We start from the raw sequence: 23,454 nt of genomic DNA on the forward strand, positions 1-23,454 counted from the left end.
GGCTGGCCACGCTTCACCACAATTCGCGGCCTTCATTGCGCGGCCATGGTACCGGACATCGGAACCCAGCGCTCGCCGTCGAAACGCTGCGGCCGCAGCGACGTGATCAGGCGATAATCATCCGGGCTGGTGTTGACGGTGATGCCCGGGATCAGGCCCGGCAGCGCCAGGTTTTTCAGCGCGGTGGCCTGCTTCATGATGTTCTGCCGGGACAGATCATCGCCGCAGGCCTCGATGACCTTGGTCATGAGCACAGCGACGTTCCATCCGGTGAAGTTGAGCTGATCCTCGATATCGCCCTCGGGATAGTATTTTTTCATGAAGGCCAACCATTCCAGATAGGCGGGATCGTTGGCCCATTCGGGATCGCCGACCGACTTGGTCGGCGTCGCCGAGATCGCTCCCCTGGCGTTGTCGAGGCCGGCAGGCTTGAGGATCGTCGGCACGAAGTTGCTGCCGATCGGGAGGAACTGCTGCGCGCGCCAGCCGAGCTCGCCCGCCTTGCGGATCGCCTGCGATGTGAATTTGCCGGTCGACGCATTGAGAAAGACGTTGGCATTGGTGCTCGCCAGCGCCACGATCTGCGAATCGACCGTGGGCGACGTGACTTCGTAGGGCGACGCCGCGACAATCTCGGCCTTGGGATCGAGGCGGGCCAGTTCGGCCTTGAAGCTGCGGAGATATTCGCGGCCGTAGTCGTCGTTCTGGTACAACACGGCGACGCGCGCACCGGGCGTGTGCTCGGCCACCAGCCGCGCATAGATCGCAGCCTCGGTGCTGAACAACGTCATCCCCGAGATCGTGTAGGGACTGGTCTTCGGGTCGGCAAAGCGTTCGCTGGCCGCGAACACGAACAGCTGAGGGATCTTCTTGGCGTTGAGATATTTCTGCACCGCGGCGTTCTGCGCCGTTCCCATGCTGCCGAAGATCGCGACCGCCTCGTCATTCTCGATCAGCCTGCGCGTCTGCTCCACCGCCTTCGGCGGGCTGTAGCCGTCGTCGAGCGAGATCAGCTTGACCTTGTGGCCATTGATGCCGCCGCGATCGTTGATCATCTGGAAGTAGCGGGTCTGCACCTTGCCGACCGCGCTCAGGGCCGACGCCGGCCCGCTATAGGGCATGGTCTGGCCAAGGATCAATTCGGTCTCTGCAGCGCCGGCCGAGCCGCAGGCCGCAACCAAGGCCGCGGATATGACAGCGCGAAGTCCGCGCATGTGCTCCTCCTCTGTTTCTTACCCGGAATATTCTTCCTAGGAAGATAATTGTCAACCCTCGACGAAGAGCGGCAAATGGCCGCTCCGCGGAGCGATGCGCTTGTGTAAGGCAATCGCAAGAACTTGCGAGGCGACACGCCAATTCGACGGTGTTAGATTGCTGCGATGCATGGTGCCGGCGCCCTTGGCGCAGGACGAAGGGGACTGGAAGGGAATGAAGAAGAGCAGCGTGTCACGCCGCGCCGAAGCTGCGATCAAGCAGCCGCCTACGCCCGACAGCACCCTTTACGACGACATCGAGGCGGCCTGGCTCGCGCAGCGCCCCGACCTCGATCTTGCCGCGGCCTGCACCTTGCTACGGCTGGAGCGCGTCAACCAGCTGCACGAAATGCGCCTGCAGGACATAGCGAAGGCCGTCGGCCTGCAAACCGGCGAGCTCTACGTCCTGCTGGCGCTCCGGCGCTCGGGCAAGCCGTATGAGTTGCGCCCGACCGACCTGTTCCGCGCCCTCCTCGTCACGTCGGGTGCCATGACCAAGCGCGTGGCCCGGCTCCAGGAAGGCGGCTTCGTCCTGCGCGTCTCGGCCAGCGACGACGGCCGTTCGGAACTGGTCCGCCTCACCGCCAAGGGTCTTGCAACCGCCGACCGCGGCATTGCCGAGGTGGCGAGGGTTGTCGAGGGCGTGACCGAGGCGAGCGGACTGACCAGGGCGGAGCTTGCCATGCTCGACCGCTGCCTGCGCAAACTGCTCGCGGTCCGAACCGTGAAAGCGCCGAAGAAGTCCGGCCGGCTTGCGACGACGGATTAGATCTGCCGCCGGCGACATCATGCGACAGCCTTGTTGCCGGCCTTCAGCAGCGATTTGAGATCGCATGAGCTGTCTGCCGCCTGCTCCGGCGTCGGCGAAATGCCCGCTGCGATCAGGCGCCGCGCCACCATCTGGTCGGTGGGATTGTTGATGCTGTCGACTGCGACGAGCTTGCCCTGCCGGTAGTTGAACACAGAGAACCGGCCGGCTTCGATCGCGCCGCGGATCACGATCCGGTCGCTGCGCGCCGAGTGGCCGACGATCTGAAGCTTGAGATCGTGTTGATCCGACCAGAATCGTGGCACGCTGTCATAGGGCTCATGGCTTTCCGCGATCGCAAGCCCCGCGGACCGTCCCTGGTCCTGCGCGTGCTGTACCGACTCCAGCCTGATCCATCCCGCCGCGAAGCGGCTGTAGTGATTGGCGCAGTCGCCGGCGGCATAGATGCCCGGGCATGCCGTCCGGCCGTGCTCATCCACCACAATGCCATTGGTGCAATCGAGCCCCGCGGCAACGGCGAGCTCATCATTGGCGATGCCGCCAATGCCGACCACGACGAGGTCGGCGCCGAGATGCACGCCTCCGTTCAGCTCGACCGCCACAACCCGTCCGCCATCACCAATCATTGCCGAGACGGCCGTGCTGAACTTCACCGCAACGCCCGCTCGAACGTGACGATCGAGCAGGACACGCGACACCACCGGAGAGACCGCCCGCTCGAGCAACCGCGACGCGGCCTCGATCACCGTCACCTTCTTGCCGAGCCTCGCCGCAGAGGACGCCACCTCGAGCCCGATGAAGCCGCCGCCGACGATCGCGATCTCGCTGGCCTCGCCGAGCCGCGCCTTGAGGTCGCCGGCGTCGGCGATCGACCTGAGATAGCAGACCCCGTCGAGTTCGACGCCGCGGATCGCGATCCTGCGCGCGCGCGAGCCGGTGGCAATGACGAGGCGCTCGAAGTCGAGGACCGCGCCGCCGGCCAACACGACCCGGCCGGCACTGCGATCGATCCCGACGACGCGGTTGCCAAGACACAGCTCGATCCTGTTGTCGGAGAAAATAGCCTCGTCGTGCATCAGGAGACCCTGCGCGCTGATCTCGTCGAGCAAGAAATCCTTTGACAGCGGCGGCCGCTGATACGGCAGCGCGCTCTCATCGGCGATCACGGTCACCGGCTCGGCATAGCCGGCTTCACGCGCGGTGAGGGCTGCCTGAATGCCGGCATAGGAGGCGCCGATGACGACAAGGCCGTTCACAGCTTGACGTCCGCACCGCAATCACCGGCAGTTTCCAGGGCAGCGCCGCCGCCGAGCTGCACATAGACCTCGCCGTCGCGGATCTCGACCTTGAACGCCTTGATATCCCTGTAGGCACTCGACCGGCATTTGCCGTCACGGACATCGAACATCGCGCCGTGCAGCGGACATTCGATCACATGCCCTTCGAGGAACCCTGTCGACAACAGCGCAAACGCGTGCGAGCAGACGTCGTCGGTGGCGAAGACGTCGTCGTCGACCTTGTAAAGCGCGACGCGCCGGTCGCCGACCCTGAAGCCCAGCGGCTCCCCTTCCGACAGTTTTGCGGCGGCGCATAGATGGTGCCAGATCATGAGGTGAATCTCCTGCGCTGAAGCTGGGACAGGGGGTGCGGGCACACTGCCCGCGCCCTGCGCGTACGATCCGATCAGCGGGGAATCTGCCGCCAATCCTCGGCAGCGGAGGCGAGCCGGCCACCGACCGCGCGGATGCCCTTGTAGGACATGGACTCGCTCTGGCCGCTTTTCGGCGCCTTGCCGTTCATGAATCCGCGCACCTCGTCGAGCAACTGGCGGCGCACCCTGACAATCGCCTGGTCCGCCGAGCAGAGATATTCCTGCGAACGGTCGACGATCGGCCCCATGCTGACCATGACAACGAAATCCTCGATGACGATCTCATGGAAGCCGGTGCTGTTACCGGCATCCATGATCTGGCGGTTCTGCCCCCAATTATTGCTTTGATCGCCCGGCAGGCCGCCGGCCATCGGCCACTGGTTGGCGCGCTGCACCTTGCGCCAGGAATCCACCGGCTTCTCGGGATTGTAGAAGATGTACCACTGGATCAGGTTCTCGTCGTCGATCGGCACCGCGATGATCGCGGTGCGATCCTGCTGCGGTCCGGAGAAGATCGGCGCGATCAGGCCATAGTAGGGCATCACGAACTCGGTGACGCGGGCAAGGCACGACCCATCCGGCGCGGTGCGCAGCGCCGCGGCACGGAAGCCATAGGACTTCTTATCGAATTCGTAAGCGACTTCGGTATTGACGCGGGTCGCGCCGAAGTCGCTCGACGAGGTCGCGGTCCAGCTCTGGTGCAACAGCGCGACATGCGAGGAATCGATGGTGGCCTCTACGCCTTGCAGCCAGTTCGCATTGAGCTCGATACCGGCCGCGTAAACCTGATCCGGCGGCAGATCCATCCACTCGAAGTCGGGCGCGGGCGGCGCCGCGCCTTCGCCGAGCCAGACCCAGATCAGCCCGGCGCCTTCGCGCACCGGATAGGCTTTCGCTTTCACGGTCTTGGCGAATTCCTTTGGATTGTTCGGCTCGTTGGGAACGTCGAGCACCTCGCCCTGTGCACTGATCTTCCAGCCGTGGAACAGGCAGGTCAGCGAACAGTCGTCGACCCGCGCCAGCGCCAGCGACGCGCCGCGGTGCGGACAGGCCTCGTCGAGGAAACCGACCGAACCGTCCTTGCCCCTGAACGCCACGAAGTTGCGACCGAACAGCTTGACGCGAACCGGTGCCTCTCCCTTGCGGACGCGCACCGAGAGAACGGCCGGCAGCCAGTAATGCTGCCGCAGCATCCGTCCCATCGGCGCGTCACCCGTGACGCGGCACAGCAATTCGTTCTCTTCCCTCGTGACCATCGCAAAACCTCCGTGATTGACGCCTTTGCCGTCCTGGCCTAATATCTTCCTAGGAAGATTATTGTCAAGTTATCTTCCAAAGAAGCCATGTTGGGAGAGATCATGACCAAGGGACGCCTCAAGGATCGCATCGCGCTGGTGACGGGAGGGAGCCGCGGGGTCGGCAAGGGCGTAGCGATCGGCCTTGCCGAGGCCGGCGCGACGGTGATCGTGACGGCGCGCACCCGCAACAGCGGCGGATCGGAATGGCCGGGTTCGCTTGACGAGACCATCGCCGCGATCGACGAGGCCGGCGGCCGCGGCATCGGCCTTCTATGCGATCATTCCGACGATGATTCGGTGAAGCAGATCTTCGACCTGATCCGGCGCGACCACGGCCGGCTCGACGTGCTCGTCAACAATGTGTTCGCGGCGCCGAATGTGATGCCGGTGAATGTCCCGTTCTGGCGGGTGCCGGCCTCGCTATGGGACACCATGCATCGCGTCGGCCTGCGCTCGCATTTCATCGCAAGCCAGTTCGCCGTCCCGCTGATGCTGCCGCAAGCGTGCGGCCTGATCGTCAATACCTCGTCGGGCGGCGGCGTCAGGTACACGTTCAACGTTCCGTTCGGCGTGCAGAAATCAGGCGTCGACCGGATGGCGCGCGACATGGCGCATGAGTTGCAGCCGTTCGGCATTGCCGCCGTCTCGATCTGGCCCGGCTACATCAAGAGCGAGAAGCTTGCGGCGCAGCCCGATCGCGTGCCGCCGGCGCTCGCCAAGCTGATCGCCGAGCGCGGCGAGACCCCGGTGTTCGCCGGACGCGCGGTGGCGGCACTCGCCAGCGATCCCGACGTGATGGCCAAGAGCGGCCAGATCCTGCTCGCCTCGGAGCTGGCGGCCGAATACGGCTTCACCGATGTCGACGGCAAGGTCCCGCCCCCGCCGAGCCGAGATCCCGCACCGCTCGCCGTGTTCAAGCCAGGCGTCACGACGTGAGATCGGCCCGGGAGGCGACCACGCATCGCGCGGTCGCCGCGCGCGGAGACACCGGATTTCGCTAGACGTCGAAGAACACCGTCTCGTTGTCGCCCTGCAGATGGACGTCGAAGGTGTAGGCGCTGCCCGTGCCGGCCTTGCGCCTGGCGATCAGCGTCGGGCGGCGATCGGCCGGCACCAGCGCCAGCGTGGAATCGCCGGCGTTGCCGGCTTCGTCCTCGAAATAGATCCGGGTGTAGAGATGCAACAGCATGCCACGCGCGAACACCGCGAGCAGAATATGCGGCGCCTGCGGCTTGCCGTCGGCATCCGGCACTGAGCCCGGCTTGATGGTGTCGAAGGCGTAGGCGCCGTTCTTGTCGGTGCCGCAACGGCCAAAGCCCTTGAAGCTCGAATTCGGCAACGCGCGCGCATCCTGCGGATCGGAGAAGCGGCCCTGCGCGTCGGCCTGCCAGATCTCCAGCATGCAATCCGGGATCACGGCGCCGTCGCCGTCATAGACCTTGCCCTCGACGCGGATGCGCTCGCCAGACACATCTGATGTCAGCAGGTTGCTGGTGAAGGCGTCATTCCACTCATACTCGCCGTTCGGCGTCAGGCCATACTTGAAGTATGGGCCGACGGTCTGCGAGGGCGTGATTCCATCAGGACGCGGGTTCGACACTTACCTGGTCTCCATCGGCGTGGCACTCTGCCCGCGCAGCACGATATCGAAGCGGTAGCACAGCGCCCATTCCGGCTTGGTGTTCTCGAGATCGAATGAGGAGATCATCCGCGCCCGCGCCTTCGCATCGGTCACCGAGTTGAAGATCGGATCGAACGGGAACAGCGGATCGCCGGGGAAATACATCTGCGTCACCAGCCGCGAGACGAAGGCGTGGCCGAACACCGAGAAGTGGATATGCGCGGGCCGCCAGGCATTGTGGTGATTACCCCAGGGATAGGCGCCGGGCTTGATGGTGATGAACTTGTAATAGCCCTTGGCATCGGATTGCGTGCGGCCCGCGCCCGTGAAATTGGGATCGAGCGGCGCCGGATGCTGGTCGACGACATGGATGTAGCGGCCGCAGGCATTGGCCTGCCACAGCTCGACCAGCGTGTTGGGCACGCCGCGGCCGTCCTCGTCGAGCACATAGCCGTGCACGATGATGCGCTCGCCGAGCGGCTCGCCCTTGGCCTGGATGGTGAGGTCGTTGTCGTGCGCGCGCACGGTCTCATGGCCATAGACCGGCCCGGTCAGTTCCGAGAGCGTGTGCCGCATCGGGATCAGCGGCTTCTGCGGCGAGCGCTTCACGGTGGAGCGATAGTCCGGCGACAGCCGCGCCGGATGGGCCGCAAGCGATTGCAGCGGGTACAACAAGGTCATGGCGAATTCCTCCGCGGCCCACGCGCCCGGTGGGCTCACGTCAGATCATTATAATGCATAACCAAATTGGGGAAGGGCTGTTTTCAGCCCCTCCAAGCCATTGGCTTAATTCAGCTTTTCGATCGCGACCGCAACGCCCTGACCGACCCCGACGCACATAGTTGCCAAGGCAAGCTTCCCGCCCCGCTTCTCCATGCCGTGCACGGCGGTCAGGACCAGCCGCGCGCCGCTCATGCCGAGCGGGTGGCCGAGCGCGATCGCGCCGCCATGCGGATTGACGAAATCGGCGTCTTCCTTGACGCCGAGCTGGCGCAGGCAGGCGATGCCCTGCGAGGCGAAGGCCTCGTTGAGCTCGATCAGATCGAAGTCCGACACCTTGATGCCGAGACGTTCGACCAGCTTCTTGGTCGCCGGCACCGGACCGATGCCCATGATGCGCGGCGGCACCGCGGCCGAGGCGAGGCCGAGGATTTTTGCGCGCGGCGTCAGGCCGTGCTTCTTCACCGCGGCTTCGGAAGCGAGGATCATCGCGGCGGCGCCGTCATTGACGCCGGACGCGTTGCCCGCGGTCACCGTGCCCGGATTGCGCACGATCGGCTTCAGCTTGGCGAGGCCTTCGAGCGTGGTCTCCGGACGCGGATGCTCGTCCTTGTCGACGGTGATCGGGCCGGCCTTGCCGCCGGGCACCTGGATCGGCACGATCTCCTCGGCGAAATAGCCCGACGCGATCGCCGCACCGGCGCGCTGCTGCGAACGGATCGCCATCGCGTCCTGATCGGCGCGCGACACCTGGAATTCCTCGGCGACGTTCTCGCCGGTCTCCGGCATCGCATCGACGCCGTACTGCGCCTTCATCAGCGGATTGATGAAGCGCCAGCCGATCGTGGTGTCGTAGATCTCGGACGAGCGCGAGAAGGCTTCCGCGGCCTTGCCCATCACGAACGGCGCACGCGTCATCGACTCGACGCCGCCCGCGATCGCGAAATCGATCTCACCGGCGCGGATGGCGCGGCCCGCGGCGCCGACCGCATCGAGCCCGGAGGCGCACAGCCGGTTCAGGGTCTGGCCGGGAACCGACTCCGGCATGCCGGCGAGCAACAGCGCCATGCGCGCGACGTTGCGGTTGTCTTCGCCGGCCTGGTTGGCGCAGCCGAAATAGACCTCGTCGACCTCGTTCCAATTGAGCGTCGGGTGCTTGGCCATCAGCGCCTTGATCGGGGCCGCCGCGAGATCGTCGGCGCGCACCTTGGCGAGCGAGCCGCCGAAACGGCCGATCGGGGTCCGGACGGCATCGCAAATGAACACATCACGCATTGAATCTCTCCCTGAATGCCGCGACTTAGGCGCTGGATCGGCTGGAACTTGAGATCGGTTTTAGGAGCGTGCCCGCGACAGGTCAATTGACGTGGCTGCGTGGCATCAGCGCATTCCCGTGAAGCCTCGTCATATTTCAGCCCGTGGAGAGGGTGGAAAACCCCCTCCTCGCGGATAGGACCGCGCGACGAAATTTTGTAGTTTCCGGCCCCTCATGACCATTCAGCAGCCCATCCCCGTTCCGCCCGAAGCCACTGCCGCCGAGGCGCCGTCGCGCGTCACGCCGATGATGGAACAGTACCTGGAGATCAAGGCCGCCCATCCCGGCCTGCTGCTGTTCTACCGGATGGGCGACTTCTACGAATTGTTCTTTGAGGATGCCGAGATCGCCTCCCGGACGCTCGGCATCGTGCTGACCAAGCGCGGCAAGCACCAGGGCATGGACATCCCGATGTGCGGCGTGCCGGTCGAGCGCTCCGAGGATTACCTGCATCGCCTGATCGGCGCCGGACATCGTGTCGCGGTGTGCGAGCAGACGGAAAATCCCGCGGAGGCCAAAGCCCGCGGCAACAAGAGCGTGGTCCGCCGCGGCGTGGTGCGGCTGGTGACGCCGGGCACGCTGACCGAAGACACGCTGCTCGACGCCCGCACCAACAATTATTTGATCGCGATCGCGCGCGCCCGCGGCTCGGCCGGCGCCGACCGGCTCGGGCTCGCCTGGATCGACATCTCGACCTCCGAATTCATGGTGACGGAGTGTTCGCCCGCGGAGCTCGCGGCGACGCTGGCGCGCATCAATCCGAACGAGGCCATCGTCACCGATGCGCTCTACAGCGACAGCGAGCTGGCGCCGACCTTGCGCGAGCTGCCGTCGGTGACGCCGCTGACCCGCGACGTGTTCGACAGCGCCACCGCCGAGCGCCGGCTGTGCGACTATTTCGCGGTCGCGACCATGGACGGCCTGTCGGCGATGTCGCGGCTGGAAGCGACCGCCGCCGCCGCGGCCGTCACCTATATCGACCGCACCCAGGTCGGCAAGCGTCCGCCGCTGTCGCCGCCGGCGCGCGAGGCCGCCGGCACAACGATGGCGATCGATCCGGCGACCCGCGCCAATCTCGAACTGACGCGCACGCTGGCCGGCGAACGCCGTGGCTCGCTGCTCGATGCGATCGACTGCACCGTCACCGCGGCGGGTTCGCGCCTCTTGGCGCAGCGCCTTGCCGCGCCGCTGACCGATGTCGCCGTGATCGCGCGGCGGCTCGATGCGGTCTCGGCCTTCGTTGAGGATTCCGCGGCGCGCGAGGACATCAGGACCGTGCTGCGCGCGGCGCCCGACATGTCGCGCGCGCTGGCGCGGCTCTCGGTCGGCCGCGGCGGCCCGCGCGATCTCGCGAACCTCCGCGACGGCATCCTCGCCGCCGACCAGGCGCTGGAGCTGCTGGCGCAGCTGTCCAATCCGCCGGCCGAGGTCTCCACCGTGATGGCGGCCTTGCAGCGTCCCTCGCGCGATCTGGCGCAGGAATTTTCCCGCGCGCTCTCCGAGCAGCTTCCGCTGATCAAGCGCGACGGCGGCTTCGTCCGCGAGGGCTATGAGGCCGCGCTCGACGAAAGCCGCAATTTGCGCGACGCCTCGCGCCTCGTCGTCGCCGCGATGCAGGCGCGCTACCGCCGAGGACACCGGCATCAAGACGCTGAAGATCCGGCACAACAATGTGCTCGGATATTTCGTCGAGGTCACCGCGCAGCACGGCGACAAGCTGTTCGCGCCGCCGCTGAATGCGACCTTCATCCATCGCCAGACGCTGGCCGGGCAGGTCCGCTTCACCACCGCAGAGCTCGGCGAGACCGAAGCCAAGATCGCCAATGCCGGCGAGCGCGCGCTCAATCTCGAACTCGAGATCTTCGAGCGGCTCAGCGCAATGGCGCTCGCCGCCAGCGACGATCTGCGCAACGCCGCGCATGCCTTTGCGATGCTCGACGTCGCGACGTCATTGGCCAAACTTGCGATCGACGACAATTACGTGCGGCCCGACGTTGACGGCTCGCTCGGATTTGCGATCGAGGGCGGACGGCACCCGGTGGTCGAGCAGGCGCTGAAGCGCGATGGCCAGCCGTTCATTGCCAATGCCTGCGACCTGTCGCCGGCGCCCGCACAAAAATCCGGCCAGCTCTGGCTGATCACCGGTCCGAACATGGCGGGTAAGTCGACCTTCCTGCGCCAGAATGCGCTGATCGCGCTCTTGGCACAGATCGGCTCTTACGTGCCGGCGTCGCGGGCGCGGCTCGGCATCGTCGACCGGCTGTTCTCGCGGGTCGGCGCCGCCGACGACCTGGCGCGGGGACGCTCGACCTTCATGGTCGAGATGGTCGAGACCGCAGTGATCCTGAACCAGGCCAGCGAGCGGTCGCTGGTGATCCTCGACGAGATCGGCCGCGGCACGGCGACCTTCGACGGGTTGTCGATCGCCTGGGCCGCGATCGAGCATCTGCATGAGGGCAACCGCTGCCGCACGCTGTTCGCGACGCATTATCACGAGTTGACCGCGCTTTCGGCGAAACTGCCGCGGATGTTCAACGCCACGGTGCGGGTCAAGGAGTGGCAGGGCGACGTCGTGTTCCTGCACGAGGTACTGCCGGGCTCCGCCGACCGCTCCTACGGCATCCAGGTCGCAAAACTCGCCGGCCTGCCGCCGGCCGTGATCACGCGCGCCAAATCGGTGCTGGCCAAACTCGAGGCGCAGGACCGCGGCCAGACCGCGCGCGCTTTGGTCGACGATCTGCCGCTGTTCGCCGTCCCCTCCCGCGCCGCCAGCGAGGACAAGCCGCCGAGCGAGGCCGATCTGCTGGTCGAGGCGGTGAAGGCGCTGCACCCCGACGAGATGTCGCCGCGCGAGGCGCTGGACGCACTGTATGCGCTAAGGGCGAAGCTGCCGAAGCAGTAGCCCCGTAGCCCGGATGCAGCGAAGCGAAATCCGGGAACGCGCTCTCCGTTGCACGACCGCCCCGGATTGCGCGGAGCCCGTCATCGGGCGCGCGTTCGCGCGACCCGTTGGCTTCATCCGGGCCACGGATCATCCTTCTCCTTCTGAAAGGGGGAAGGTCGGGATGGGGGTCAGCCGCAGACGACGCTGTTTGCGGAGAGAGCAGATCCCCACCCGCTTTGCTCTGCCGAGCAAAGCGACCTCCCCTTTTCAAGGGGAGGTCAAGACGTCTTCCCACTCTTCCTCCGCCCGATCTGCCACAGCGCCAGATTCCAGGCGATGCAGGTGGCGAGCGCGCAAGCGAGGCCGATGGGCGAGCCGAAGTGCAGCACAGCGACGTGCAGCACTGCAACCCCGAGGCCAAAGCCCATCAGGCCCCAGGCGCTGTTGGCGAGCACGGCGGCGGTTGCGGGGCCGCCGATGCGCGGATGCAGGATCAGCATCATCGAGGAAAATACAATCGGAAACAGCGCCATCACGCCGGTGACGCGCGGGCCGACCCAGCCTGACGCCGTGACCACGGTGCCGACCAGGCTAGCGACCAGCGCGGCGCGCAGCGGAATGTCGTACCAGCGCCGCGCGATCAGCGGCATTTTCGCGACGTGCCGATAGGGCCGGAGCAGCGGGATGCAGATCGCAAAGGTGATGGCATTGACGATCAGCCCGGCGGCGAGCGACCACTCGAACTGGCGGATGATGGTGGCGAGCACCAGCCACACCGCGATCGCGCTGCCCGCGCTGATCCACATGCTGAAGCGCTGCGCCAGCACGGCGTAGGTCAGGCCCATATAGATCGTGGCGGCGTTGACCGGCAGGCTCGCCAGCGCGCCCTCGGCGATGAAGGCGGCGTCATGGTCGAGCGCGAGGAAGGTGTAGGACGGCCCGGCCGAGATCGGCAGGGTTGCGATCAGCGCGCCGATCACCGGTCCCGAACGCTCCGTGATGATGGACGCGCTGACCACGAATGCGGCCGCCACCGCCATGCGCAGCACGAGGATCAGGACGAAGTGGAGTTCGGGGGACATTGAGTGTCGTCCCGGCGAAGGCCGGGACCCATAACCACGACTATTCGTTGGGAGCGAAAGCCGTCGGGCAGCGGGGCTTGAATCGAGAAGACACGGCGTATGGGTCCCGGCTTTCGCCGGGACGACACTGGTGAATGCGGCTACACCCGTTGCATCGTGACCGACACCTTCGGGCCGTTCTTGATGGTCTGATAGACCACGCAATAGCGCTCAGTGAGTTTCAGCAAGAGGTCGAGCTTGTCCTGCGGCGCGTCGGTGCCGATCTCGAAGCGGAGGCGGATTTCGCGGAAGCCGACCGGGGTCTCCTTGTCGACGCCGAGCGTGCCGCGGAAATCGAGATCGCCTTCGGCGAGGACGTTGCCGACCTTCAGCGGCACCTCGACGGCGGTCGCAACCGACTTCAGCGTGACACCGGCACAGGCGACCAGCGCTTCCAGCAGCATGTCGCCGGAGCAAAGCTCGAGCCCGGAGCCGCCGGTAGCGGGGTGGAGGCCAGCGATCGCGAGCGCACGGCCGGTCTCGACCTTGCAGGCGATGCTCTCATTGTCGATCGAGCCCTTGGCCTTCAGCGTGATCACGGCGGCCTGGGGGTCGGTCTTGTAGCGCTCCTTGATCGGAGCCTGCATTGCGCGGAGTTCGGCGGAGTCCATGGGTCTGCTCCCGGCTATTCTTCTTTATGCCGATGTAAGGCCTTAACGCGCCGATGTCACCACCACATCGCCTCGCCGGCGCTCGATTTGTCCGTGACGTCCCGCACCGAACGGTCGAGCGAGCGGTCGAGCGCGGTCAGCACGCGGCGCTTGAAGGTGTCGAACAGCTCCGATTTGCGGTCGCGCGGCCGCGCCAGGTTGATGATGATCTCCTCGAACAGCCGGCCCGGCCGCGGCCGCATTACCAGCACGCGGTCGGCCAGCACCACGGCCTCGTCGACGTCGTGGGTGACCAGGATCAGGGTCGGCCGGGTGTCCGCCCACAGATCGAGCAGATGATCCTGCAGATCGCGCCGCGTGAAGGCATCGAGCGCCGAGAACGGCTCATCGAGCAGCAGCACTTCGGGCTGCGGCACCAGTGCGCGGGCGATCGCGACCCGCTGCGCCTGGCCGCCGGACAGTTCGCGCGGCCAGGCCGCGGCCTTGTCGGCAAGGCCGACGCGGGCGAGCGCCGCCGCGACGCGCGCGCGCCTCGCCTCGGCCGGAAGGTCGGCGAGGCCGAAGCCGATATTGTCGGCGACGCTGAGCCAGGGCAGCAGCCGCGGCTCCTGGAAGATGATCCCGATCTTGGCGTGCGGCGAGGTGATCACCGCATTGTCGAGCGTCACGCTGCCCGTGCTGGCACGATCGAGGCCGGCGATGGCGCGCAGCAGCGTCGACTTGCCGCAACCGGAGCCGCCGATGATCGCGATGATCTCGCCGGGCGCAATCTCGGCCGAGAAGCGCTCCAGCGCGTGGACGCCGTTCGGATAGGTCTTGCCGACTTCCTTCAGCGCCAGCATCACTGCCCTCCCCGCGCGCCGAACGCGTCCTGCCAGCGCAGCAGCGGCGCGGCCGCAACCTCGATCAGCCAGTCGGTGGTCTTGCCGAGGATCGCGAAGATCACGATCGCGGCGAGGATCTGCGCCGGCTTGCCGAGCTGCTGGCCGTCGAGCAGAAGGTAGCCGAGGCCTTCGGACGCGCCGATCAGTTCGGCCGCGACCACGAACATCCACCCCAAACCAAGCCCGACCCGCAGCGCCACCACATAAGCCGGAAGCACCGCGGGCAACAGGATGCGGCGGATCATCGCCGGTCCGGAGAGACGGAACACGCGGCCTACCTCGACCACCTTGCGATCGACCGAGAGGATCGCGCCCATCACGCCGAGATAGATCGGAAAGAACACGCCGACCGCGATCAGCGCGACCTTCGAGGTCTCGAAAATGCCGAGCCAGAGCACGAACAACGGGACCCAGGCGAGCGAGGGGATCGCGCGCAAGGCCTGCACCGTCGGGTCAAGCAGCCGCTTGGCGAAATCCCAGTAGCCGGAGATCGCACCCATGATAGTGCCGGCGACAACGCCGAGCGCAAAGCCCGCGCCGACGCGCCACAGCGTCGCGAGGATGTGGCGCGACAGCTCGCCGCTCCTGGCGAGCTCCACGATGGTTTCGAACACCTTCGACGGCGGCGGCACCAGGCGGCCGTTGGAATAGCCGAGAAAGACGACGAGTTCCCAGCCCAGCGCGAGTGCGACCGGCAGCGCGAGCCCGAGCACCGGGCGCGCATGGCGCGACCACCGCGCCGGCGCACCGGTCGGGGCCGTCTGTTCCAGCGCGGGCAGGTCAACGGTCATGGCCATAGCAAGAACTATTCTTCCGGCGGGATTGCAAGGTGGCGCCCGCCCAACTCCATCCACGTCGTCCCGGCTTTCGCCGGGACGACGTGGTTAGTTTGACGGCGGTGGTTAGTTGGTCGGCAGCGCGACCTGATCGTCGATCAAGGAATCCAGCGCGGCCTTGACGTCGGTCTTGGCGTCGATCACGCCCGCCTGCTGCAAGGCGAGGCCGGCGGCGAGGATCGATTCGCGCTGCGGGGCGCCAATCCGGCTGTGGGTCAGCTCGGTGCGCTCCTTGAGCTGCTTGTCGACCACGGCATCCGGCAGCTTGGTGACCGCGATGAAGGTCTTCTTCAGCTCGTCATAGTTGGCCAGCGAATATTTCCGCGCTTCCTCGTAAGTCGCGAGCACGCGGCGGACGATATCCGGATGCGCCTTCAGGAACTCCTCGCGGACATTGAGGATGCCCCAGGTGTTGGCTTCCGCCTTGCGGTAGAACAGTTTTGCGCCGTCCTCGACCTCCGCCTGCGCCATCATCGGATCGAGGCCGGCCCAGGCGTCGACGTCGCCGCGGATCAGCGCGGTCTTGCCGTCCGCATGCTGCAACAGCACCGGCGTGATGTCCTTTTCGGTGAGGCCGGCGCCGAGCAGCGCACGAACCAGGAAGATGTGCGGATCGGTGCCACGCGTCACCGCGACGCGCTTGCCCTTGAGATCGGCGACGGACGCGATCTTGGAATCCCTGGTCGTGACCAGCGCGGTCCATTCCGGACGCGAATAGACATAGATCGACTTGATCGGGTTGCCGTTGATCTTCGCGACCAGCGCGGCCGAGCCCGCGGTCGAGCCGAGATCGATCGAACCGGCGTTGAGGAATTCGAGCGCCTTGTTGGAGCCGGCCGACTGCACCCAGACGATGTTGATGCCGTCCTTGGCGAACTCCTTCTCCAGGAGGCCCTTCTGCTTCAGGACCATCGACACCGGATTGTAGGTCGCCCAGTCGATCCGGATCTCCTTCAGCGCGTCGGCGGCACGCGCCGCGCCAGACAGCAAGGTCGAGACCGCGAGCAGCGCTGCGAACGTGCGCCGGGAAAATTTTTGCATTCGTCGACCCCCTCGATCAGATTATGAAACAATCTTTTATTTCAATGAGTTAGCCTTGCGGTCAACGAGAAAATCTCTACCCTTTACGGGATGGCGCGAGAACGATCTTGCTCAAAGCGTCGTGGAGAGAGCATGGAGCCGCTGTCCTTATACTTTGGTCAGTGACAGCAACAGCTCTGTCCGATATCGGATGAACCTATGGACAGCGTCGTAGCCGAGGCCCGCCCTGAAGCGGATGATCGTTTCGAGCGTCGGACCGTTCGGATCACCGCGGCGGTCAATGCACTTGCCGAACAGCACGCCGGCCGCGAGGACCAGTTCCGCGCCGCGATGGCGCAGCTGCTCAAGGCCGAGCTGATCGCGGCACGCGCCACGGCGCAGGCGCTACTGCTGAAGGACCGTCACGGCCGCCGCTGCGCCGAACGGCTCTGCTTCGTGCAGGACGAGATCATCCGCATCCTCTACGCGGCGGCGACCCGTCATCTCTACCACTCGCCGATCCCATCGGGCGCCGAACGCATGGCCGTGGTGGCGACCGGCGGCTATGGCCGCGGGCTGATGGCGCCGGAGTCCGACATCGATCTGTTGTTCATCCTGCCCTACAAGCAGACCGCCTGGGGCGAACAGGTTGCCGAGGCCATTCTCTATTGCCTCTGGGACATGGGGCTGAAGGTCGGCCACGCCACGCGCTCGGTCGATGAATCGATCCGTCAGGCGCGCGGCGACATGACGATCCGCACCGCGATCCTGGAGACCAGGTTCCTGACCGGCGACCAGCCGCTTTATGACGAGCTGGTCGAGCGCTTCGACAAGGAAGTGGTGCAGGGCACCGCGTCGGAATTCGTCACCGCCAAGCTCGCCGAGCGCGAGGAGCGGCACCGCCGCGCCGGCCAGTCGCGCTATCTGGTCGAGCCCAACGTCAAGGACGGCAAGGGCGGGCTGCGCGACCTGCACACGCTGTTCTGGATCGCCAAATACGTCTACCGCGTGCGCGAGACCGACGAGCTGCTGGAACGCGGCGTGTTCGACGCGCAGGAATACCGCACCTTCCGCCGCTGCGCCGACTTCCTGTGGTCGGTGCGCTGCAATCTGCACTTCTTCGCCGGACGCGCCGAGGAACGGCTGTCATTCGACATGCAGCGCGAGATCGCGGTCCGCCTCGGCTACACCTCGCATCCCGGCATGCAGGACGTCGAGCGCTTCATGAAGCACTACTTCCTGATCGCCAAGGACGTCGGCGACCTCACCGCGATCCTGTGCGCCAAGCTCGAGGAAGAGCACAACAAGCCGGCACCGGTGCTGAGCCGGATGGTGGCGCGGCTGCGGCCCGGCACCAAGCGGCGGCGGGTGAACGGCAGCGACGACTTTATCGTCGACAACAACCGCATCAACCTCGCGGCACCCGACGTGTTCAAGCACGATCCGGTCAATCTGATCAGGATCTTCCGCCTCGCGCAGCTGAACAACCTCGCCTTCCACCCCGATGCGATGCGCACGGTGACGCGCTCGCTCAAGCTGATCAACACCCAGCTGCGCGAGAACGACGAAGCCAACCGCCTGTTCATGGAGATCCTGACCTCCGACAACGCGGAGATCGTGCTGCGGCGGATGAACGAGACCGGCGTGCTCGGCCACTTCATCCGCGCCTTCGGCAAGATCGTGTCGATGATGCAGTTCAACATGTACCACCACTACACGGTGGACGAGCATCTGCTCCGCTGCATCGGCTTCCTGCAGGACATCGAGCGCGGCGGCAACGAGGAGTTCACGGTCGCCAGCGACCTGTTCCGCAAGATCCGCCCCGAGCACCGCCCGGTGATCTACATCGCGACCCTGCTGCACGACATCGCCAAGGGCCGGCCGGAAGACCATTCGATCGCCGGCGCCAAGGTGGCGCGGCGGCTGTGCCCGCGGCTCGGCTTCTCGGCGGCCGACACCGAGCTGGTGGCGTGGTTGATCGAGGAGCATTTGACGATGTCGACGGTGGCGCAATCGCGCGACCTGTCGGACCGCAAGACGATCGAGAATTTCGCCGCCGTGGTGCAGTCGGTCGAGCAGATGAAGCTGCTCACGATCCTGACCACCGCCGACATCCGTGGCGTCGGCCCGGGCGTGTGGAACGGCTGGAAGGCGCAGCTGTTGCGAACGCTGTATTACGAGACCGAACCGGTGCTGACCGGCGGCTTCTCCGAGGTCAACCGCGCCCAGCGCATCGCGGTGGCGCAAGCCGAATTCCGCCGCGCCTTCACCGAATGGCCGGAGGCCGAGCTCAACGCCTATATCGGCCGGCATTACCCCGCCTACTGGCTCAAGGTCGAGCTGCCGCGCAAGATCCGCCAGGCCCGCTTCATCCGCGCCAGCGAGCAGGCCGGCCACAAGCTCGCGATCAATGTCGGCTTCGACGAGGTCCGCGCCGTCACCGAGCTGACGATCCTGGCGACCGACCATCCCTGGCTGTTGTCGATCATCGCCGGCGCCTGCGCCTCTGCCGGCGCCAACATCGTCGACGCCCAGATCTACACCACGACCGACGGCCGCGCGCTCGACACCATCTCGATCTCGCGCGAATACGACCGCGACGAGGACGAGGGCCGCCGCGCGACGCGGATCGGCGAGATGATCGAGCATGTGCTGGAAGGCAAGCTGCGGCTGCCCGAGGCGGTGGCGAAGCGGGCGGTGCGCAGCAAGGCGCGGCCGTTCATCGTCGAGCCCGAAGTCACCATCAACAACCAGTGGTCCGACCGCTACACCGTGATCGAGGTCTCCGGGCTCGACCGGCCCGGCCTGCTCTACCAGCTCACGACCGCGATCTCGAAGCTCAACCTCAACATCGCCTCGGCGCATGTCGCGACCTTCGGCGAGCGCGCCCGCGACGTGTTCTATGTCACCGACCTGCTCGGCGCCCAGATCACGGCGCCGACCCGGCAGGCCGCAATCAAGAGCGCGCTGCTGCATCTGTTGTCGAGCGAGGACCAGGCGGCGAAGCCGGCGGCGTAGATCAAGGCGTAGGGGGGGCGTGCAACACCGTCATCCTGAGGAGGCCGCGCAGCGGCCGTCTCGAAGGATCGACGGCCACGTTCTTTCCGCAAGAGAGTGGGAGTGTGCCGAAGCGACCGGGCCGTCGATCCTTCGAGACGCGCGTTCCGCGCTCCTCCAGCGACAAAGGCGAAGCCTTTGCGCGGGGATGACGGGATCGAAAGCCGTTTCCACCGAAAGAGCGAAGCCCCGACTCCCGCGGATCAACCGAACAGCCGCATCAGCAGGGCCTTGCCGACCGGCGCCGCGCGCACGCCTTGGAAAGCGCGGACATATTCGCCGGCATAGAATGCGCGCACGACATTGACCCGCGTCGCCACCGCATCCTCGAAGCGGACGCCGAAGCCGTCGCGGGTGCGCCGGACCACGGTCGCGGCCACGTTCTGTCCGTAGACATTGCATTTGATCAGGGAGCCGATGGCGGGCGGGACAGGATCGATGAAGCGCGCGCCCGAGATCGAGATGTCGGCCATCCGGATCAAGCGCATCTCGCTGTCCTGATGGATCAGGATCGGCTCGTCGCGTTCGAACCGCTCGGCCTTGCGGCGCCGCGGCTGCTCGATGCAGATGAAGCACACGATCGCGAGCACGACGCAATTGTACAGGCTCCAGGCCAGCGCCAGCCCGCCATAGGCAATGCTGTCGCCACGCAGGTGCAGGATGAAGGCATAGGCGATCGCCAGCAGCGTGATCAGCAGGGCAGCGCCATAGAGCCGCAGCAGCGGCCATTCGATGAAGCGGCGGTTGCGATCGCCGCCCTTGGCCGTCACCTTGAACTTGTGGCCCTGCGGCCTGGCGAGGCCGGTCACGACCGCCTTCAACACCGCGGGCGCCGCGATGTATTGCGACACGTCGGTCATGATCGCGAGCGAGCGGCCGCGCGAGATCCAGGCCATCGTGAAGGCGTGCCAGACATAGAACGGCAGGAAATATTTCAGCAGCTCGAACAGGTCGGCATGGACCGCCTTGATCCCGAACAGCAGATAAAGCCACGGCACGACCAGGCCGAAAACCTTGGTGCTGTAGACCGCCGCCCAGCTCATGAAGGCGTCGACCAGCGACAGCCGGTCCATGAAGGCAAGCTTCGATTGCCGCGAGAACGGCCCGCTACGGCCGCGGAAGATCTGCATGAAACCGAGACACCAGCGACCGCGCTGCGTGATGTATTCCTTCAGTCCCTCCGGCGCGAGGCCGATGGTCAGGCGCTCGTTCAGATAGACCGTGCGCAATCCCTTCTCCTTCAGGCGCAGCGTGACGAGGTAATCCTCCGTCACCGAATCGGTCGGGAAGCCGCCGATCTGCATCAGGCCGGAGAAGCGGATCAGCGACGAGGTGCCGCAGCAGAACGCCGTGTCCCAGGCATCCTTGGCCGGCATCAGGATATCGAAGAAGAAGCGCTGCTCGTCGGGCCATACATCGGTCGCCGCGAGATTGGTCTGGATCGGATCCGGGTTGATGAAATGCTGCGGTGTCTGCACGACGCCGACGCTGCCGTCCTGCATCAGGCTCATCGCCCGGGTCAGGAAATCCGGCATCGGGACAAAATCCGCATCGAGGATCGAGATGAACTCCGGCCGCTCGGCCAGCCCGGAAACGTGCTGGAGCGCATGATTGATGTTGCCGGCCTTGGCGTGGCGGTTGTCCGGGCGGGCCAGATAGTTGCAGCCGAGTTCCTGGGCGAGCCGGCGCAGCCAGAGCCGCCGCCCGTCGTCGAGCACCCAGACGCGGTAGTTCGGATAGTCCAGCCCGGTCGCGCCGATGATGGTGCGCTCCAGGATCGCCTTCTCCTCATTGTAGGTGCAGATGAAGACGTCGACGAGCGGCGCGGCCGCGCTCGCTCTGGATCGACGCAGGATCGCATTGACCTCGGGTGAGCGGTCGATGGTCCGGCTGAGGAACAGCAGCGACAGGCACACCGCGATCATCGAGGCCGCCTCGGCCGCAACGAAGGGATAGCCGACCAGCGCATCGGCGGTGAGGCCCGGAGGCGGCAAGGTGTGGGTTACCCGCCACGCGAAATAGTGGACCAGCAGGACGAACGACATGCCGGTCATCATGACGCGGGCCAGGGTCTGCTCGCGGTGGAGCAGGGGCAGGATTGCAAGACAGGCGCCGAAGGCGACCAGCCCGGGCGCAAATGCCGCCATCATGACTTTGCCGCGTCCGCGTTGAACACCACACGTCCGGTGCGGCCGACCGCGCAATCCTTGCCCGTGGTGTCGAGCGCCGGCATCGAGACAGTGACCCGATAGGGTTCCTTGTTCAGCGCATCCGGATTGATCGCAAGGTTCGCGGGCGCGCCCGACGCGCCGGTGAGATTGACGATCTCGCCCTGGAGCGCGGCGCTGCCGTCGTTCGGCTCGAAGCTCGCCTGCTCGCCGAGCTTCAGCCCGTTGTAGACGCTCTCGGTGACGTTCGCCGTGACCACCGCGCCGCTGCAGTCGAGCAGCTTGAGCAAGGGCTGCCCGGCCCTGACGTCCTCGCCAGGCGAGGTCATCATCTCCCAGATGCGGCCGCCGACCGGGGCCTTGATGTCGGCTTCGGCCCGGTTGACGTAGTGCAGCTGCTCGGCGGCGATCTCGTGGGTCAGCCAGTCGATCTCGGCATCGGCATGCGCCAGATCGGCGCGCAGGTCGCTGACGCGCTGGCGCATCTCCTCCTCGCGCTGCACGGAGCTCGGCCGGTCATTGTAGCTGTCGCCGAGATAGGTGCCGTTCCTTGCCGCGGTGAGCTCGACCTTGGCGGCGTCGAGGCGCCGTCGAGCGCCGATTTCGGTCTGCTGCGAGATCGCCTGCTCGCGCGTCAGGCGAGCCATTTCGACCGTCGACACGCTGCCCGATTTGATCAGCGACGACGCCCGCTCGACGGCGGCCACGGCCTCCTCCCGCCGCGCGGCGGCGGCCTCGATCGCGGTCTGGATTTCGGCGATCCGGGCCTCGAGCTGGAGGATGCGGCCGTCACGGAACTGGCTGGCCTGGCGGGCAAGATCCTGTTGCGCCGTCTCGGCGGCCGCAAGCTTGGCGGCCAGACTCGGGCGCTCATTTTCCAACCGGGACATCTGTCGCCGGAGATCATCGAGCCGCGCACGATCGCCGCGCGCATTGACGACATGAAGGATCGCATCGCCCTCGCGAACCACGCTGAGCTGCGTGGATTTCTGCGGCTTCGCGCTCACGGTGCCGTCGATCGGCGACCGCAAGGTCACGATCCTGGCATTGACCACGGCCTCCACGCTCGAGGTCTGCAACACGGCCCTGAGCGGCAACCATCCGAAGACGGCGACGATGGCAAGGCCGATGCCGACCTTGAGCAGGCGGCGAACCATCCGGCCCGAGCCGGCGGGCGCTTCGGGATGGGGACCGCTATCGCTGATCGGCTCATCATGCTCCGGCTGCAGCCGTTCCTGCAGATCGCGCTGCAATCCCCGTGCGCCCTCGGCCTCTTCCCTGGCGACGGAATTGTTGTCTTCGGGAAACGGCTTGTGCTGCTGTGCCTGATTCATGATGACCGGCCCCTGATCTGTCAGTGCGCGAACCAACGCACAGCTCTGCAGAGCGATGCCGTTGCCGGACAGATCCAATAATCAGGTGCTTCAAAAGCGGCTAAAGCGAAGGGGGCATCTTTCGAAAAAATTGCCGCAATTTGCCGTGGTCGGGACCCTCGCGCGGGAGCCGCGCCGTCGGCGGGTCGTTCCCGGTGCGCCATTGCGCAGCTGAGGCGCCTGCGGGACTGAGCCCGGAATCCATCAGGCCGGGGCTAGGCGGGGAATGGATTCCGGGCTCTCACGGAGGCTGTGATCGGACCCGTCTTGCGCGACCCAGGCGTGAGCAGCCAGCGCTTCGGTCCCGGCAGCCTGCCGGACTTGGAATTCAGGGCGTGCTACCGCCCTGAATCCGGCACGTCGAATTGCGGCTGCAGCGCCGCCAGGCTTGCTCCCAGCAAGGCCAGATAGCTGGCCTGACAGACCACAACGCCCAGATCGAATGCGTCCAGCAGATCGATCCACGGGCTATCGGCCAGCGTGCTTGCTGTTTGCTTGCCACCATCGATGACGGAAGGCTGGAAGCTGCGATCGCGTCTCCGAGGTCTTGCCTCGTGGTCGACGTCGTCGGAGCAAACGATCAGATGCAGGCGCGCGCTGGGCATTTCAATCTCCGTCTCTGATTGGCGATTGCTGAACCCCGGAAATCTCTACCGTCATCGAGTTACCCAATAAGCGTAGTCACCGGGATGGAACGGGCCATTGAACGGAGGTTGATCCGACCGTTACATTCGGTGGGGACGACTCATACTTGAGTTTAGGTCGCAACCTGGACCTGAGCGCGCTCAACGGCTTCGCTTTCTGCGCGATCTCACGGATGTGGACCGCCAAAAAGGCCGGCGTGATCCCGTCCGGGCGGCAAGAAAGCTGCTA

The 23,454-nt window shown here is 65.9% G+C and carries 19 protein-coding genes and 1 pseudogene; 5 read left to right on the forward strand and 15 right to left on the reverse strand.

All coding sequences use genetic code 11. The features are described from left to right. Positions 1–32: 32 nt before the first annotated feature. Positions 33–1,214, reverse strand: a complete 1,182-nt coding sequence (locus ACVWYP_RS03650) for an ABC transporter substrate-binding protein (protein ID WP_028344382.1) — start codon at positions 1,212–1,214, stop codon at positions 33–35. Between the two features lie 184 nt (positions 1,215–1,398). Between ACVWYP_RS03650 and ACVWYP_RS03655 the strand changes: the two genes are divergently transcribed. Continuing rightward, positions 1,399–2,022 carry a MarR family winged helix-turn-helix transcriptional regulator gene (locus tag ACVWYP_RS03655; RefSeq protein ID WP_304497775.1) on the forward strand — a complete coding sequence of 208 codons (624 nt, stop codon included), beginning with the start codon at positions 1,399–1,401 and terminating at the stop codon, positions 2,020–2,022. Between the two features lie 17 nt (positions 2,023–2,039). Here ACVWYP_RS03655 and ACVWYP_RS03660 read toward each other — a convergent pair whose 3' ends face one another. From ACVWYP_RS03660 to ACVWYP_RS03670, 3 genes are all read right to left on the reverse strand, one after another. Then, on the reverse strand, positions 2,040–3,278 hold the full coding sequence (locus ACVWYP_RS03660; RefSeq protein WP_304497776.1) for an NAD(P)/FAD-dependent oxidoreductase: 1,239 nt from the start codon (positions 3,276–3,278) through the stop codon (positions 2,040–2,042). After that, on the reverse strand, positions 3,275–3,631 hold the full coding sequence (locus tag ACVWYP_RS03665) for a non-heme iron oxygenase ferredoxin subunit (protein WP_304497777.1): 357 nt from the start codon (positions 3,629–3,631) through the stop codon (positions 3,275–3,277). Before ACVWYP_RS03665 ends, ACVWYP_RS03660 begins: the two co-directional genes overlap by 4 nt. A gap of 74 nt (positions 3,632–3,705) precedes the next feature. Continuing rightward, positions 3,706–4,929 (reverse strand): Rieske 2Fe-2S domain-containing protein, encoded by a 1,224-nt coding sequence (locus ACVWYP_RS03670; RefSeq protein ID WP_304497778.1) that lies wholly within the window; start codon positions 4,927–4,929, stop codon positions 3,706–3,708. Positions 4,930–5,031: 102 nt separating this feature from the next. Between ACVWYP_RS03670 and ACVWYP_RS03675 the strand changes: the two genes are divergently transcribed. Further along, positions 5,032–5,907 carry an SDR family NAD(P)-dependent oxidoreductase gene (locus tag ACVWYP_RS03675; RefSeq protein WP_304497779.1) on the forward strand — a complete coding sequence of 292 codons (876 nt, stop codon included), beginning with the start codon at positions 5,032–5,034 and terminating at the stop codon, positions 5,905–5,907. Between the two features lie 61 nt (positions 5,908–5,968). On the opposite strand, the gene pcaG is transcribed toward ACVWYP_RS03675, so the two are convergent. From pcaG to pcaF, 3 genes are all read right to left on the reverse strand, one after another. Further along, complete coding sequence (gene pcaG / locus ACVWYP_RS03680) at positions 5,969–6,571, reverse strand: protocatechuate 3,4-dioxygenase subunit alpha (protein ID WP_304497780.1); 603 nt, start codon at positions 6,569–6,571, stop codon at positions 5,969–5,971. After that, a complete protein-coding gene (gene pcaH, locus ACVWYP_RS03685) occupies positions 6,572–7,273 on the reverse strand; it encodes a protocatechuate 3,4-dioxygenase subunit beta (RefSeq protein ID WP_304497781.1) in 702 nt (233 codons plus the stop codon). A gap of 105 nt (positions 7,274–7,378) precedes the next feature. After that, entirely contained in the window at positions 7,379–8,587 is a 1,209-nt protein-coding gene (pcaF, locus tag ACVWYP_RS03690; RefSeq protein WP_028337987.1) for a 3-oxoadipyl-CoA thiolase, read from the reverse strand. Between the two features lie 289 nt (positions 8,588–8,876). Between pcaF and ACVWYP_RS03695 the strand changes: the two are divergent. Continuing rightward, positions 8,877–10,310: pseudogene (locus ACVWYP_RS03695) on the forward strand (MutS N-terminal domain-containing protein); the annotation flags it as partial. Continuing rightward, positions 10,300–11,529 carry a DNA mismatch repair protein MutS gene (gene mutS, locus ACVWYP_RS03700; RefSeq protein WP_456683984.1) on the forward strand — a complete coding sequence of 410 codons (1,230 nt, stop codon included), beginning with the start codon at positions 10,300–10,302 and terminating at the stop codon, positions 11,527–11,529. The pseudogene ACVWYP_RS03695 and the gene mutS, both read left to right, overlap by 11 nt. A 260-nt stretch (positions 11,530–11,789) precedes the next feature. On the opposite strand, the gene ACVWYP_RS03705 is transcribed toward mutS, so the two are convergent. From ACVWYP_RS03705 to ACVWYP_RS03725, 5 genes are all read right to left on the reverse strand, one after another. Beyond that, positions 11,790–12,593 carry a hypothetical protein gene (locus ACVWYP_RS03705; RefSeq protein WP_304497783.1) on the reverse strand — a complete coding sequence of 268 codons (804 nt, stop codon included), beginning with the start codon at positions 12,591–12,593 and terminating at the stop codon, positions 11,790–11,792. A gap of 140 nt (positions 12,594–12,733) precedes the next feature. After that, the gene (locus tag ACVWYP_RS03710) at positions 12,734–13,243 is read right to left on the reverse strand and encodes an OsmC family protein (protein ID WP_304497784.1); all 510 of its coding nucleotides are present in this window, start codon (positions 13,241–13,243) and stop codon (positions 12,734–12,736) included. Between the two features lie 56 nt (positions 13,244–13,299). Next, entirely contained in the window at positions 13,300–14,085 is a 786-nt protein-coding gene (locus ACVWYP_RS03715) for an ABC transporter ATP-binding protein (RefSeq protein ID WP_304497785.1), read from the reverse strand. Then, on the reverse strand, positions 14,085–14,918 hold the full coding sequence (locus ACVWYP_RS03720; protein WP_304500428.1) for an ABC transporter permease: 834 nt from the start codon (positions 14,916–14,918) through the stop codon (positions 14,085–14,087). Before ACVWYP_RS03720 ends, ACVWYP_RS03715 begins: the two co-directional genes overlap by 1 nt. A 111-nt stretch (positions 14,919–15,029) precedes the next feature. Next, complete coding sequence (locus tag ACVWYP_RS03725) at positions 15,030–16,004, reverse strand: aliphatic sulfonate ABC transporter substrate-binding protein (protein WP_304497786.1); 975 nt, start codon at positions 16,002–16,004, stop codon at positions 15,030–15,032. A gap of 198 nt (positions 16,005–16,202) precedes the next feature. Between ACVWYP_RS03725 and ACVWYP_RS03730 the strand changes: the two genes are divergently transcribed. Next, a complete protein-coding gene (locus tag ACVWYP_RS03730) occupies positions 16,203–19,001 on the forward strand; it encodes a [protein-PII] uridylyltransferase (RefSeq protein ID WP_456683985.1) in 2,799 nt (932 codons plus the stop codon). Positions 19,002–19,243: 242 nt separating this feature from the next. Here the strand turns inward: ACVWYP_RS03730 and ACVWYP_RS03735 are convergent, their stop codons facing one another. The 3 genes from ACVWYP_RS03735 to ACVWYP_RS03745 form a co-directional block, all read right to left on the reverse strand. Beyond that, a complete protein-coding gene (locus ACVWYP_RS03735) occupies positions 19,244–21,190 on the reverse strand; it encodes a glycosyltransferase (protein ID WP_304497788.1) in 1,947 nt (648 codons plus the stop codon). Then, a complete protein-coding gene (locus tag ACVWYP_RS03740; RefSeq protein WP_304497789.1) occupies positions 21,187–22,542 on the reverse strand; it encodes an HlyD family efflux transporter periplasmic adaptor subunit in 1,356 nt (451 codons plus the stop codon). The genes ACVWYP_RS03735 and ACVWYP_RS03740 overlap by 4 nt, the downstream gene beginning before the upstream one ends. A gap of 377 nt (positions 22,543–22,919) precedes the next feature. Next, positions 22,920–23,186, reverse strand: a complete 267-nt coding sequence (locus ACVWYP_RS03745) for a hypothetical protein (RefSeq protein WP_304497790.1) — start codon at positions 23,184–23,186, stop codon at positions 22,920–22,922. Positions 23,187–23,454: the final 268 nt, after the last annotated feature.

The organism is Bradyrhizobium sp. USDA 3262 (assembly GCF_054060035.1).

Coding starts and splice junctions, on each gene's coding strand:
- ACVWYP_RS03650 (WP_028344382.1), bottom strand. CDS start 1,214: ATGCGCGGACTTCGCGCTGTCATATCCGCGGCCTTGGTTGCGGCCTGC.
- ACVWYP_RS03665 (WP_304497777.1), bottom strand. CDS start 3,631: ATGATCTGGCACCATCTATGCGCCGCCGCAAAACTGTCGGAAGGGGAG.
- ACVWYP_RS03670 (WP_304497778.1), bottom strand. CDS start 4,929: ATGGTCACGAGGGAAGAGAACGAATTGCTGTGCCGCGTCACGGGTGAC.
- ACVWYP_RS03675 (WP_304497779.1), top strand. CDS start 5,032: ATGACCAAGGGACGCCTCAAGGATCGCATCGCGCTGGTGACGGGAGGG.
- pcaH (WP_304497781.1), bottom strand. CDS start 7,273: ATGACCTTGTTGTACCCGCTGCAATCGCTTGCGGCCCATCCGGCGCGG.
- pcaF (WP_028337987.1), bottom strand. CDS start 8,587: ATGCGTGATGTGTTCATTTGCGATGCCGTCCGGACCCCGATCGGCCGT.
- ACVWYP_RS03705 (WP_304497783.1), bottom strand. CDS start 12,593: ATGTCCCCCGAACTCCACTTCGTCCTGATCCTCGTGCTGCGCATGGCG.
- ACVWYP_RS03710 (WP_304497784.1), bottom strand. CDS start 13,243: ATGGACTCCGCCGAACTCCGCGCAATGCAGGCTCCGATCAAGGAGCGC.
- ACVWYP_RS03715 (WP_304497785.1), bottom strand. CDS start 14,085: ATGCTGGCGCTGAAGGAAGTCGGCAAGACCTATCCGAACGGCGTCCAC.
- ACVWYP_RS03720 (WP_304500428.1), bottom strand. CDS start 14,918: ATGACCGTTGACCTGCCCGCGCTGGAACAGACGGCCCCGACCGGTGCG.
- ACVWYP_RS03725 (WP_304497786.1), bottom strand. CDS start 16,004: ATGCAAAAATTTTCCCGGCGCACGTTCGCAGCGCTGCTCGCGGTCTCG.
- ACVWYP_RS03730 (WP_456683985.1), top strand. CDS start 16,203: ATGGACAGCGTCGTAGCCGAGGCCCGCCCTGAAGCGGATGATCGTTTC.
- ACVWYP_RS03735 (WP_304497788.1), bottom strand. CDS start 21,190: ATGATGGCGGCATTTGCGCCCGGGCTGGTCGCCTTCGGCGCCTGTCTT.
- ACVWYP_RS03740 (WP_304497789.1), bottom strand. CDS start 22,542: ATGAATCAGGCACAGCAGCACAAGCCGTTTCCCGAAGACAACAATTCC.
- ACVWYP_RS03745 (WP_304497790.1), bottom strand. CDS start 23,186: ATGCCCAGCGCGCGCCTGCATCTGATCGTTTGCTCCGACGACGTCGAC.